Source organism: Parabacteroides sp. B2-S-102, from assembly GCF_023656665.1.
GTDB classification, from domain to species: Bacteria; Bacteroidota; Bacteroidia; order Bacteroidales; family Tannerellaceae; genus Parabacteroides; species Parabacteroides distasonis.
The window spans coordinates 389,625-402,823 of record NZ_JAMOKM010000002.1; the positions used below are offsets into that span (position 1 = coordinate 389,625).

A 13,199-nucleotide genomic window follows, 5' to 3' on the forward strand; every position below is an offset into this window, starting at 1 on the left:
ATCCAAAATATAAAAATCATCAATTAATCTTCATCGTAGATAAACCCAAATCGATATATTTGCATCATACAATTTCTCATATTCACTATATATCAAACACTTGATAACATCAAAAGTCCATGAATAACACATACATATTATTAATGCTTGTCAACACCTTGACAAAAGCTGAGAAAAGATATTTCCATCTTTGCGCAAACCTTCAAAACGGTGATAAGGTATACCTCACCCTTTTTAATCTAATAGACGCTAATACGTCTCCCGAACAGCTGTATACACGCTTTTGTCAGATTCAAGACGGGAAGAGTTTCGAGACCGCAGTCAAACATTTATATCGGGTACTTCTAGAATGTTTAGTTAGACTAAGAGAAAAACAGGATGTCCAAACAAGAATTTTCAATTATATATCAAAGGCTGGCGTATTATTCGAACGAGAAATATTTGATGAAGCTTTCATTGAATTAGATAAAGCAAAAAAATTAGCGATCACTTATGAAAATGATTCCTTGCTTTTATTGATTCGGAGAACGGAACTGAAATACTTAAGCGCTCTTGATTTTAAAACAATCTCAGAAAAGCAGCTGGTAAACAAGCAAATGAAAATCAATGAAGTATTAAAATACGCAAGAACCCTTAATCAACATACACAGCTATACGATATTCTTAAACACCGTTTAATTAACAAAGGCTATATCCGTTCCGACAAACAAAAAGAGGATTTAAACGATCTCGTATTGAGCGAACTCCATTTAATCGCAAACAATTCCTACCAAGGATTCGAAGCGCAAAAGTTACATTTGCTATTCCAAGCCACTTATTATCTTAACTCCGGCAATTATAAATCGGCTATCCGATATTACCAAGAGCTTATCAACTTATTTAACGACAACCAACATTTAATATTAAATCCTCCTATCTACTATTTAAGTGCCATACAAGGTATTTTAGACAGTTTATGTATTGCCGGATTATATCATGAAACTCCCTTTTTCCTTTCTAAACTAGAAGAATTAACACAAAATGAGTACTCCACTGAATTCATCTTACATCTGAAAACCTTGATATATATCTACAAATCCAATAGCTTGTTACAAGCCGGAAACTTTGAACAGGCCTTAGAGCTAAGGGATAAGCAAGAAAATGAATTACTAAAAAAAGTAACATCATTAGGACTTGAGTCTCAATTACGGTTATATCTAAGCTTCGCTGTATTAGGCATGTATACGAAAGATTATGTACAAGCTCGCAAATACATGAAAAAGATATTTAGTTTGGGAAAGTTATTTTGCGCATTTCCTTCTTACAAGATAGCAAGATTGGTAAATCTTTTACTCCAAGCAGAATTAGGCAATTATGATTTCTTTGAGAACGAAATTATTTCCATCAAAAGAAACATCCGCTTCGAGAAACAGACTTATATCACAGAAAAGTTAATATTCAAGTTTATACAGGGCTATCCGCTTCCATCATACGAGAAAGCTAGAAATAAACGCTGGCTACAATACCAAAAAGACATTCAAAAAATCGAACAAGATAAATATGAACGCCAACTTTTAAAGACATTTGATGTCCTTGCTTGGATTGAGAGTAAATTAACCCAACGGTCGCTGGCAGATATTCTTGCAGAAAAAGCTCACTGATAGATTAATGCCAGAGCAAGTCATGACGTATGTAAAACCCGGCTTTCCATAATACCACTCATCTGCTGCAACGCCCAATCCACCAAACCTTGGATATGGGGAATAAGACTTAATCCTCTTTCCGTTAAGCAGTATTCTACTCGGGGAGGAACTTCCGCATAGACCTTTCGTTCGATCAGACCATCCGATTCCAACGTGCGCAAAGTTACGGTCAGCATACGTTGCGATACATCCGCGATGGTTTTATGGATATCACTAAAACGCATGGTACCATTGGCGCTTAAAGTGATAAGCACTAACATAGACCATTTATCTCCTAGCCGGCTCAATACGTCTCTCACGGGGCAATTCCCTGTCGGATGAAAGTTTTTCATTTTTTAACCTTTTCTATTTACTTGAATCTCAACAATGGTTACATCCATGTAAGTTCCTTATTTATAAGTTCCTTCTTGTTTTCTCTAAAAAAGGAACTTACTTTTACACCACAAAAGTAATAAACTTACGAAAAATAACTATTGTATCACTTAATAATTTACGATTATGGCAAAGAAAGTAGCAGTTTTAGCGGTAAATCCAGTAAATGGATTTGGTTTGTTCCAATATTTGGAATCATTTTTCGAGAATGGCATTACTTATAAAGTATATGCGGTAGCCGATTCAAAAGAAATCAAAACGAACTCTGGCATAGCTTTGACAGTAGACGATGTGATCGCTAATTTAAAAGGGCATGAAGATGAATACGACGCAATGGTATTCGCTTGTGGCGATGCGGTTCCTGTTTTCCAGCAGAACGCTAGCAAACAATACAATATCGATCTAATGGATGTGATTAAGAATTTCGGGGAAAAGGGTAAGATTATGATTGGACATTGCGCTGCCGCTATGCTCTTCGACTTCACCGGAATCACGGAAGGAAAGAAGCTAGCGGTACATCCGTTGGCTAAACCTTCCATTAGCAAAGGACAAGCTACAGATGAGGATTCCGTAGTCGATGGCAATTTCTTTACAGCGAAAGAAGAACATTATATCTGTACTATGATGCCTCAAGTATTGGAGGCCTTGAAGAAATAAGTTCTAGGACAAATAAAGCCAACTATTTGAACAAGACAAAATGTAAGGGAGGGACTATTCGCATAAATCCTCCCTTACAAATTTCAAATTAGTTAGAAAAATCGGTTACAATCCAATACCTTATCTGTACTTCCAAAGTATCTTAGCTTCATCAGCAAAGTATGTTAAGTTACTTTGCCGATAAAGTTAACTTCGTTGCCGATGTAAGTTGTCTATAACATATCCACCGGATTCTCATTCGCCGCCCTCCAACTTTGGAACGTGACCACTCCTACCGTCAGGATACTGATCCCTAGCAATGCGACAAAATAAATCAAATAACCGACAGGGGCTTTCTCCATAAAATTACTGGCCCATCTCTCCATAAAATAATAGGAAACTGGAATCGCAATAACAAAACTAATGAGCAAGACCTTTAAATAGACTTTATTCAAACGATATAGTATCTCACTCACGGAAGATCCATACACCCGCCTTATACCAATTTCTCGCCGCTGATAGTGGACATCAAACAATACCAGACTTAAAATACCTGCCAATGCCATCCAGATAGATAAAACACTGGATAAAATAACCCGGTCGCCAAACTGGATTTCTTTTTCATACAGATGCCGGGAGAATGTATCGCAAAACTCAAAATCAGGTAAACATGAAGGGGAAAGTTCGTTGAGCATATTCCTAATATAAAGTAAAACATTCCCTTTATCAGCCCCCGGCATCAACTTTATATAAGCGTAAGGCATATATAATTCTTCATTCGTCACAAAAGCGACAGGATAAGTAGCTAGCGACTCCGATGCTTTATGTGTGGAAGCGATCACCACCTCATCCGTAAATCCTAATACCCGGGCATCATTCCCCCAAAAGGTTTTCATACGGTCACCCACATGAAGGTTTAATTGCCTTTTCGCTTTTTGGTCAAAAACCAAAAGCAACTCTTTATTCCTCCCATCTTCCATCCTTGAGACACGTCCCTCGTTCGCGGTAATATCCATAAGGGATAAAAAATTAGGTGATACATTCAAATAATAAAAATAAATAGTCTCTCCATTAAACTCTGCGGCCCCGCCACGATTCTCATTAGTCGCTCCTATCTTACTAGCGGCGAAAGCCACATCCTCAATTCCCGCATAACCACGCAAACGGTTGGTAAAATTCTCTTTATATTTCTCGGTTATCTCCTTATTCAATTCTACGACAACTACATTATCATTCCCGAAACCAAAGGAATGACTCCGCATTGTCTCTATCTGCTTATAAATAAACAGTGACAGGACGATCAATATAATTGAAACCGTATACTGAAAACCAACCAGACATTCCCGCATTCTTTTTCCCTTTGGAGACAAACCGAAAGAACCGTTCAGCACGATTCGCTGAGGAATAGAAGTCGCATAAATAGCCGGATATGCACCGGCCAATAGTCCCGCACACAAAGCCATGAATAATCCACCAAAAAAAACTATTCCCTTCATATGAAAGCCTCCTCCAATGCAACCTTCATAAACCAATAACAGCAACAAGGATATAGCATAAGACAATAACGCAAAAAGAAAAGACTCCAACCAAAGAAATCCACGCAACCGCCGTACCGAGTCCCCTAGAATTTTACGGATGTTAATACTTTTTATTCTTGCCGGAACCAATGCCATTGTAAAGTTTATAAAATTAATCACTGCTATCAATACCACTAGAAACGAGGCGCTAAACAACAAATCCGTTTGTCTTTTATTCCCTGATTTTATGTAAGTAACGCTATTCATATCATTCATATAATAAATATCGCATAAATTCACCAAACGGGTCTGTACCTCTTGGAGCCTCTCGTATTGCTTGAAGGGGAATGCTTGGTTAAACTGGGAGCAAATGAGATCTTTTTGTGACGGATCATCTAAAAGGACATAACAAAGGAAAATCCAGTTATCCCAATCATCCATACAATAAGTCGACGATAAAGAAGTATAAATGGCATTATTCAATTGTGTGTTTTCCGGGAAATCTTTATAAACTCCTCCTACGACTAGTGATTTCCGTTCCTTGCTCCAAATCTCTTCTTCCGCAAGCAACTCCTTACCAATAGCCGATGACTCGCCAAATATCTTCCGTGCCATACTCTCCGGCAAAAGGCATTTCTCCGGATCATCTAAGCAATCCAGTGAACCTTCCACCAATTGGAAGTCAAATATAGAAACGATCCCCGGAGTACAGGTTATCACCGGTTCCTTATAATCTTTGAGAATCTCGTCCCTCCCGATCGTAAAATAAACTTCCCCTACGTAAGGATTTATGATCGTACTTTCCAATATATGTGGAGAAGACGAGGCGAACGCTTGGGCAAAAGGCAGGATTTGCGTAGGCCATTGACTTTTACTTGTCACACAATCCAATCGATAAATAGCCTCGGCTTTCGAGTGTATTTTATCAAAAGTTCGTTCGGATTCCGTACGGATAGCTACGCTATCAAATAAAGTAAAGGCGATAACGAGGCCGCATATATTTAGTGTTGCCGCCATTTTATTTACCTTCAACGTGATAATAAAATTTCGATATATAGAGTTCATGATACGCTTGTTTTTCGTATATAATAAATTGACACAATTCTCCCCTATACCCTTAAAGACAGGGCATAATCATGTCTAATCCAGCATACGACAAAGCACATAGCAAGAGTATCGTTCTTGCCAAAAGACGGATTTTAATCGAACATAACTTACCCTCCGTTCGTAAAACAACAAAGCTACCGACAGGGTAAACAAAGCGAGGAAAAAAGTCAATGAGGCAATAAGAAACAAAAGCTTCTCCCCAAAAGCGGGGAAAGACGTCAAAGGAGTTATGATTTCTTGAAAAGAGATGAAAGCAGCCGGCTCTTTATTCGCTATTGAAAATAAAGATGTAGAAGCACACACCCGTACCTCCTTTTGGGAGAAAGAATCGTTGGCGACCACAGTCAATGCGGCAAAAACGACCATGCACAAAAACATTGCCCTTAACCATTTCATAACAAGAACAAAATTGATCAAAGGCAAATGTATGGATTTTCACTCAATAAATCCAAACAATAAGCATGCAAATAACACGAATATGTAAATCATTGATTATCATCAGCCTTAAAAACATGATTATATTTCTGAAAAAACACGTACATGTTTTCCACAAAAGTCGTACATGTTTTTCGGAAAACACGTACACGTTTTTACCGGGTCATACGACAGAAGACAAGAACAAATATAGAAATAGACAATAACCCTCCTTATCATGATGAGAATTTCCCTCATCAGTCCCGTGTAAGTTTGAGGCTATATCAAAACCCAAGCCCCAACTCAAAGGCGAACCGGAAACTATCCGTCGAGCCGAACCAAGAATATTTAGTGGTGAACTTATTCAAGAAAGTAAGCCAAATCCCGCCACCATAGGAAGTATGCCAACTATGGGAACGCTCACCGGGAAACCAGACCCTACCATAATCAAAGCCCGCAAATAGACCATATTTTAAGGGAGTGAACGGATTCTTTAGTTTTCCCATGTCCAAGCGTAAATCCGAGTATTGGTAAAAGGATTGTTTTCCGATAAAACGGTTATCACGGAATCCCCTTAAATCAATCGTGGCGGCTTGATAGAACTCATAGTCATTATCGAATAATACCGTTCCCTTCATCAAGGAGGCCCAAGTAAAACGATCCGAGAACCGTACGTTCCATGAAAGGCTTCCCTGCGCATAGGGGAAATTGCGTTCCGGCTTTTTCAAATTCATTTTCCATCCGGCCGTCCATTCGGTTTCCAATAGGGGAAGCCACGAATAAGGCTGTTTCGTTATCCGGTAAGTAGCCCCAAGACCCACGAAATAATTCGTACGGAAAATAGGATGATCTTCTCCATAAACCGTATAAATATATCGATCATCCGTACGTTTAGCCTTGTACATATCCAAAGAGCCAAAGAAAGTCATCACCTCTTCTTTCCTCAAATCCATCTCGAAGGATGGATTAAACATATACGTCCGGAGCTTCACCCGGTTATAATTCTTTTTTTCCTCTTTATAGCCCGCCGTATTATTTCCAAATCCGAAGAAGTTCTCGAAGTTACGGGGTGAAGAGATGGAGGCATTCAGGTATAAACGTCTCCGGCCGTCATAATTAGGGAAGACACCTGCATACATGAACCCTTTCAAATAATTATACCCGATCCGATGCTGATAGGTAAATGGGGCTCGTTTAAAGCCATACATCGTATATGTAAAGAACGTACCCAAACTTATACCTTTATCCGAGTCATATATTCCCCACGGGGTAAAAGATATCTTATGGTATTTTATCTTCTGGTAATCATATTTATAATCCTTATCATAGACATGTATTTTCCGGCTATGATTCAATTGGTATTGGTTCTCCCCCTCTCCGGAGATCAAGTATATCGGAAAATCTTTCCGTGTATTTCCCTTCACTTCAAACGTATCGTTTCCCGCAAGCCCATATAACCACAGTTCCTTGGTTTCTTTGCCGGAGAATTGTTGTTCCAACCTACAGTCTCCGGTCTCGGGATCATAAATCCGTAAAATAGTTCGGTCCGGCGCTTGCCGCTCGATCAAGAAATAATCGGATTGATTGGTTCCGGCAACCACTGGCGTACGTTGCAATAAGCGATAATATTGGCTGGCAACCGCTTCCAGTTCTAGCCTCCTTCGTTTCAACTTTTGTTTAATCAGTTCTATCTCATCATGTTTTACACCTTCCGGCAAATAAGTAAAAGCGCTATCGATCAAAGAGTCGGTCATCTGTTTCCGAATTTCTTGGGCTTGGCGTATCCAAACCGACTCATCACTGCGGCCTGCTACCGCCATATCCAGCGCAAAAGCTAGCTTATTGATTTTCTTTGTATCCTTTAAAATCAAGCTATCATAATTACAGATAAAATCCAACGATAACATCTTCAACATTTGCTTGAACAATACTCCGTCCACCTTCGTGAAAGCATGATTCCTATCGATCACGATCGGGGTATAAATTACGCTATCATTGACGGTATGTGATTGCCACTCCCAGTTTTCGTTCATCTTATTCCAATCTCCGATCCACATATCGAAAATACGTTCCCGAATGTATAGATTTTGATCCGCCATATAGTTTTTACTCACTTGAAGGCTGTCTAGAAAGTCTTCCGTGGTATACAAATTAGACCTTAAATTAATATCCGGAACATTGATTAGATTGACCAGCCTATCTTGTATATCGCTGCCGTCCGCAACTGTGTCTTTCCGTATGTGGGAAGGAATATAGTAAATACGGGAGGGAGAAAAACTCAATCCCGCGGACTTCGCTAAATAATCTGCGACCAAAAAGGTATAGGGATTGATAATCGTATAAGCATCTCCTAAGAACTCATCCAAATATGTATTCTTAAAATCAGTCTTATTATATATTTCCCGGAAAAACTTCGACTCCAAGAAACTTGTAGAGCCACCCAAGGGCTTTAGCAAATACAATTGCTTACGCTTATTCTCCAACAATAATCCGTGAAACCCTTCCGCTTGCCCGACGATATCCATCCCACCCCCCAACGTTTCTATCGTAGCCGAAGGAACCCTGATCGGGATCGTATAAAGGTGACGATAATGCCTCCCCCACATCCAATTATAGATCTTGCTTTTACCACTATCCGCTTGCGGATAAATGGACTTACGTACCCAATCTTGAGATTGGGAATAAAGCAAGCCGGGCATAAGCACAAAGAGTATGAGTATGATATATTTATAGGACGACCGCATGGACAATTTCTTTCTATCTCTGTTTTACTAATAACAGGGGTAAGACAAGAGTTGTTTTGTTTTTTTAGCCTAAGAGAAGAATCAAGGACTTGACGTATAAACAAGCGATAATTATATATTTTTGGTAGACAAATCTAAAATCATGCTATAAAACATTATTCAGAAAGGTTATAAATACAAAGAAGAAAGTTACTTTTACACGCAATTTCAATAATATTGATACGCATGAAGAACATAAATACACTGTCGGGCTTGTCTGTTGCTAACTTCAGCAAGCAAATTGACGGGAAAGAAACGGCGCTTTATACCCTGTGTAACAAGGTTGGAGCAGAGCTAGCGATCACGAATTATGGAGCGAAAATCGTCTCACTGATGGTTCCGGATAAGAACGGAAAAATGACCGATGTCGTTACTGGCCATAATTCGATTGAAGAGTACTTAACATCAGAAGAACCTTATTTCGGTGCCATTTGCGGTCGTTATGGAAATCGTATCGCCGCTGGAAAATTCACGATCGACGGTGTTACTTATGACAAATTAGCCATAAATAATGGCCCCAATAGCTTGCATGGCGGAATCAAGGGATTCAATGCGGTCGTATGGGACGCCAAGCAAATAGACGAGCAAACCATTGAATTGAAATATACCTCCGCCGATGGCGAGGAAGGTTTCCCCGGAGAACTAAAGACAACCGTAACTTATCATCTGACAAATGAGAATGAGGTCGTTATCTCCTATCAAGCCTCTACGGACAAACCTACGGTCTTGAACCTAACCAATCATTCTTATTTTAACCTATCCGGTGCGGGAGATCCTTATATAGGAGACCATATCCTCACGATCAACGCCGACTATTACCTGCCTACGGACAATACGGCAATCCCGTACGGACCTAAAGAGAAAGTAGAAGGTACACCGATGGACTTCCGGACTCCTCATGAGGTAGGCGAACGAATCAATGACAATTTCGAACAGCTTATATTCGGTAAGGGATATGACCACACGTACATATTAAATAAAGAGGACAACGAACTTTCTTACTGCGCTCGCTGCTCCTCCCCCAAGACCGGTATCGTAATGGAAACTTATACGACTCAACCGGGCGTGCAATTATACACAGGTAACTGGATGACTGGGAATTTCGAAGGTAAGAACGGACAACGCTACCCGGAACGGGCCGCTTTATGTCTGGAAACCCAACATTTCCCCGATAGCCCCAACAAACCGGAATATCCGACAACGGAACTCCGCCCGGGCGAGGTTTTCCAAAGTACTACTATTTATAAATTCAGTGTAGAATAAGAGAATAATTTAAGTAATCTAATAATCTAAAACAACAAAAAAGAAATGGAATCAACAGCAAAAAAGAATTACACATTGCCTATTATCATGATGGTGGCTCTCTTCTTCATGATATCTTTCGTGACGGGTCTACAGAACCCATTCGGTATCATCGTTAAGAACCAGTTCGCTGCCAGCAACTTCATGTCGCAGCTGGGTAACGCGGCTAACTTTATCGCCTATGCCTTCATGGGTATTCCGGCCGGTATGCTATTACAGAAGATCGGTTACAAGAAAACCGCTTTGTTAGCGATCATCGTAGGTTTCTGTGGTGTAGGTATTTCTTATCTTTCCGGTGTGGCTGGTAGCTACGCTGTTTATTTGACAGGTGCTTTCGTGTCCGGTTTCTCTATGTGTATGTTGAATACCGTAGTAAACCCGATGTTGAACACGCTAGGTGGTGGTGGAAACAAAGGTAACCAATTAATTCAGGTTGCCGGTTCCGTGAACTCTATCGGTGCTACGATCGTTCCGGTATTGGTTGGTTATTTGATCGGTGACGCTGCTAAGGCTCAGATCAGTGACGCTAACCCGGCATTGTTCTTGGCTATGGGTATCTTTGCCATCGTATTTATCGTATTGTTCTGCATGCAAATTCCAGAACCGCATATGGTTAAGGAAAATGAAGCCAAGACTCCGGACAAGCACAGCGCGCTTTCTTTCCGTCACTTCATTTTAGGTGCCATCGCAATCTTCTTGTATGTGGGTGTCGAAGTAGGTATTCCTAACTTCATGAACTTGTTCGCTACTTCTTCTGAGATCGGTATCGATCCTACAGTAGCCGGTTCTATCGTGGGTACATATTGGTTCTTGATGATGATCGGACGTCTGTTCGGTGCCTCTTTCGGAGCTAAGATCTCTAGTAAGGCGATGTTGTCATCAGCCGCCACGGTAGGTATGATCTTTATCTTGATCGCTATCTTTGCCCCTGCTACGACTAAAGTTAGTATGCCTGTATTCTTGTCAGATATCTCTTTCGGTATGGTTGAGGTTCCTGTCGGAATCATGTTCATGGCTCTTTGTGGTTTATGTACTTCCATCATGTGGGGTGGTATCTTCAACTTGGCAGTAGAAGGTTTAGGTAAATATACGGCAGCCGCTTCCGGTATCTTCATGGTAATGGTTTGCGGTGGAGGTATTCTTCCGTTGATCCAAGGAGCCGTAGCCGACGCTGGCGGTTTCATTACCAGCTTCTGGGTGGTATTCCTAGGATTGGCATATTTGCTATATTACGCTTTGATTGGTAGCAAGAACGTAAACAAAGATATTCCTGTTGAATAATAAGGACAGGACATAATATAATAAAGAAGAAATTATCCGGCAGAGTTTTCTGAATGGATAATTTCTTCTTGTTTATTCAATTATTTACCTTAATCAAATTAAGTATCATGCAACAAAAAATCAGAACTAAATTTAAAGAGTTATTTAATACCGAAGGTAGCTTATACACATCTCCGGGACGTATTAACTTGATCGGTGAACATACTGATTATAATGGAGGTTTCGTTTTTCCGGGTGCCGTAGATAAAGGAATGATCGCCGAGATCAAACCAAATGGGACGGGCAAAGTCCGGGCGTTCTCCATCGACTTAAATGATTACGCTGAATTCGGCTTGACCGAGGAGGACGCTCCTTCCGCAAGCTGGGCAAGATATATCTTTGGCGTATGCCGGGAGATTATTAAACGAGGTGGCAATATCCAAGGTTTCGATACCGTATTCGCTGGAGACGTACCTCTGGGCGCTGGAATGTCTTCTTCCGCCGCATTGGAAAGTACTTATGCTTTCGCATTGAATGACTTATTCTCATTGAACATCGATAAATTCGAGTTGGCTAAGATCGGTCAGGCTACAGAACATAATTATTGTGGCGTGAATTGCGGTATCATGGACCAATTCGCTTCCGTATTCGGCAAGGCCGGAAGTTTGATCCGCTTGGATTGCCGTTCTTTGGAATATAAATATTATCCGTTTAATCCGGTTGGTTACAAACTCGTGTTATTGGATTCGGTCGTTAAGCACGAGTTGGCGTCCTCAGCCTACAACAAACGCCGTAAATCCTGTGAGAACGTGGTAGCCGCCATTCGCCGCAACCATCCGGAAGTAGAGTTCTTACGTGACGCTACGATGGAGATGCTGAACGAGGTAAAAGCGGATGTCAGCGCAGAGGATTACATGCGTGCCGAATATGTTATCGAGGAAATCCAACGCGTACTCGACGTATGTGCCGCTCTGGAGAAAGGCGACTATGAGACTGTCGGCGAAAAGATGTACGGCACGCATCAGGGTATGAGCAAGCTTTATGAAGTTAGCTGCGAGGAACTGGATTTCTTGAACGATATCGCCAAGGAATGTGGTGTAACCGGTTCTCGTGTCATGGGTGGAGGATTCGGTGGTTGTACGATAAACTTGGTTAAGGATGAGTTGTACGACGATTTCGTGAAGAAAGCCTTCTCTGCTTATAAAGAGAAGTTTGGCCGTGAACCTAAATTATATAATGTAGTAATCAGCGACGGAGCACGCAAGCTCTGTTAATCTTTAAAATCCATAAAACGATGTCAGCAGCTTTTTATCAAGACGAAGTAAAATTCTATGTTGCCGTAGATTGTATCATTCTAGGGTTTAACAATAAGGAGTTGAATGTTTTATTATACAAACGTTCGTTCGAGCCGATGAAAGGACAATGGTCCCTTATGGGAGGCTTCGTGAAATCCGGGGAAAGCGTGAATGAAGCAGCATCACGGGTATTAACGGATTGCACGGGTATCGAGCATCTTTTTATGGAACAAATAGGGGCTTACGGAGATGTATCGCGTGACTTAGGGGAACGGGTTATCTCCGTAGCTTACTATTCCTTGGTGAATATGAATGATTTCAGCCCCGAGATCTTGGAAAGCCATAACGCTACTTGGACCAAGATATCCGAGCTTCCTGACTTGATTTTCGACCATAACCAAATGATAAACGATACGTTGTCCGTCCTTAAAAAGAAGGCGGCAAGCCGCCCTATCGGTTTCAATTTGCTTCCCGAGCAATTTACCTTGCCCCAACTACAGACATTGTATGAGGCCATTTACCAAACCCCTTTAGACAAACGGAACTTTCGCAAAAAGCTAAACGCCATGGATATTCTGGAGAAACTGGATATCAAAGACAAGAAAAGTTCCAAACGAGGAGCTTTCCTCTACAAATTCAACGAGAAAAAATACAACAAATGGGTTGAACAGGGTTTCGACTTCTCGCTCTAATCCGAATGATGTATATCCGCAAGAATAAGGCGCTCAGCGGGCTATCTTAAATATCTCTCAATTTATCAAAAATATAAGAAGATAGGAACCTTTACCGAAAAGGAATTGTTTGATTGATATAACGGCTCTTACAAAGAGT

The 13,199-nt window shown here is 40.7% G+C and carries 10 protein-coding genes; 7 read left to right on the plus strand and 3 right to left on the minus strand.

Annotated features, from left to right (window positions below; genetic code table 11):
• The first annotated feature begins 119 nt into the window (after positions 1-119).
• On the plus strand, positions 120-1,640 hold the full coding sequence (locus NBH07_RS04460) for a BT2802 family ribose utilization protein (protein ID WP_009017153.1): 1,521 nt from the start codon (positions 120-122) through the stop codon (positions 1,638-1,640).
• A gap of 20 nt (positions 1,641-1,660) precedes the next feature.
• On the opposite strand, the gene NBH07_RS04465 is transcribed toward NBH07_RS04460, so the two are convergent.
• Positions 1,661-2,014 carry a winged helix-turn-helix transcriptional regulator gene (locus NBH07_RS04465; protein WP_005858079.1) on the minus strand — a complete coding sequence of 118 codons (354 nt, stop codon included), beginning with the start codon at positions 2,012-2,014 and terminating at the stop codon, positions 1,661-1,663.
• A 166-nt stretch (positions 2,015-2,180) separates the two neighbouring features.
• Between NBH07_RS04465 and NBH07_RS04470 the strand changes: the two genes are divergently transcribed.
• The gene (locus NBH07_RS04470) at positions 2,181-2,711 is read left to right on the plus strand and encodes a DJ-1/PfpI family protein (RefSeq protein ID WP_009017152.1); all 531 of its coding nucleotides are present in this window, start codon (positions 2,181-2,183) and stop codon (positions 2,709-2,711) included.
• Between the two features lie 212 nt (positions 2,712-2,923).
• On the opposite strand, the gene NBH07_RS04475 is transcribed toward NBH07_RS04470, so the two are convergent.
• On the minus strand, positions 2,924-5,272 hold the full coding sequence (locus NBH07_RS04475) for an ABC transporter permease (RefSeq protein ID WP_009017151.1): 2,349 nt from the start codon (positions 5,270-5,272) through the stop codon (positions 2,924-2,926).
• A gap of 289 nt (positions 5,273-5,561) precedes the next feature.
• On the opposite strand from NBH07_RS04475, the gene NBH07_RS04480 reads away from it, so the two are divergent.
• Entirely contained in the window at positions 5,562-5,798 is a 237-nt protein-coding gene (locus tag NBH07_RS04480) for a hypothetical protein (RefSeq protein ID WP_022191889.1), read from the plus strand.
• 214 nt (positions 5,799-6,012) lie between these two features.
• On the opposite strand, the gene NBH07_RS04485 is transcribed toward NBH07_RS04480, so the two are convergent.
• Positions 6,013-8,472, minus strand: a complete 2,460-nt coding sequence (locus NBH07_RS04485; protein WP_009017149.1) for a hypothetical protein — start codon at positions 8,470-8,472, stop codon at positions 6,013-6,015.
• Positions 8,473-8,697: 225 nt separating this feature from the next.
• Here NBH07_RS04485 and NBH07_RS04490 point away from each other — a divergent pair, with 225 nt between their 5' ends.
• The 4 genes from NBH07_RS04490 (at position 8,698) to NBH07_RS04505 (ending at position 13,060) form a co-directional block, all read left to right on the plus strand.
• Entirely contained in the window at positions 8,698-9,774 is a 1,077-nt protein-coding gene (locus tag NBH07_RS04490; protein ID WP_009017148.1) for an aldose epimerase family protein, read from the plus strand.
• A 45-nt stretch (positions 9,775-9,819) separates the two neighbouring features.
• The gene (locus NBH07_RS04495) at positions 9,820-11,094 is read left to right on the plus strand and encodes an MFS transporter (protein ID WP_005858093.1); all 1,275 of its coding nucleotides are present in this window, start codon (positions 9,820-9,822) and stop codon (positions 11,092-11,094) included.
• A 107-nt stretch (positions 11,095-11,201) separates the two neighbouring features.
• Positions 11,202-12,347, plus strand: coding sequence for a galactokinase (galK, locus tag NBH07_RS04500; RefSeq protein WP_005858095.1), 1,146 nt, complete (start codon positions 11,202-11,204; stop codon positions 12,345-12,347).
• A gap of 20 nt (positions 12,348-12,367) precedes the next feature.
• Positions 12,368-13,060 carry an NUDIX hydrolase gene (locus tag NBH07_RS04505; RefSeq protein ID WP_005858097.1) on the plus strand — a complete coding sequence of 231 codons (693 nt, stop codon included), beginning with the start codon at positions 12,368-12,370 and terminating at the stop codon, positions 13,058-13,060.
• Positions 13,061-13,199 lie beyond the last annotated feature (139 nt).

What these genes read in the sequence shown, in the direction of transcription:
- NBH07_RS04460 (WP_009017153.1), top strand. Translation starts at nt 120, where the DNA reads ATGAATAACACATACATATTATTAATGCTTGTCAACACCTTGACAAAA.
- NBH07_RS04465 (WP_005858079.1), bottom strand. Translation starts at nt 2,014, where the DNA reads ATGAAAAACTTTCATCCGACAGGGAATTGCCCCGTGAGAGACGTATTG.
- NBH07_RS04470 (WP_009017152.1), top strand. Translation starts at nt 2,181, where the DNA reads ATGGCAAAGAAAGTAGCAGTTTTAGCGGTAAATCCAGTAAATGGATTT.
- NBH07_RS04475 (WP_009017151.1), bottom strand. Translation starts at nt 5,272, where the DNA reads ATGAACTCTATATATCGAAATTTTATTATCACGTTGAAGGTAAATAAA.
- NBH07_RS04480 (WP_022191889.1), top strand. Translation starts at nt 5,562, where the DNA reads ATGAAAGCAGCCGGCTCTTTATTCGCTATTGAAAATAAAGATGTAGAA.
- NBH07_RS04485 (WP_009017149.1), bottom strand. Translation starts at nt 8,472, where the DNA reads ATGCGGTCGTCCTATAAATATATCATACTCATACTCTTTGTGCTTATG.
- NBH07_RS04490 (WP_009017148.1), top strand. Translation starts at nt 8,698, where the DNA reads ATGAAGAACATAAATACACTGTCGGGCTTGTCTGTTGCTAACTTCAGC.
- NBH07_RS04495 (WP_005858093.1), top strand. Translation starts at nt 9,820, where the DNA reads ATGGAATCAACAGCAAAAAAGAATTACACATTGCCTATTATCATGATG.
- galK (WP_005858095.1), top strand. Translation starts at nt 11,202, where the DNA reads ATGCAACAAAAAATCAGAACTAAATTTAAAGAGTTATTTAATACCGAA.
- NBH07_RS04505 (WP_005858097.1), top strand. Translation starts at nt 12,368, where the DNA reads ATGTCAGCAGCTTTTTATCAAGACGAAGTAAAATTCTATGTTGCCGTA.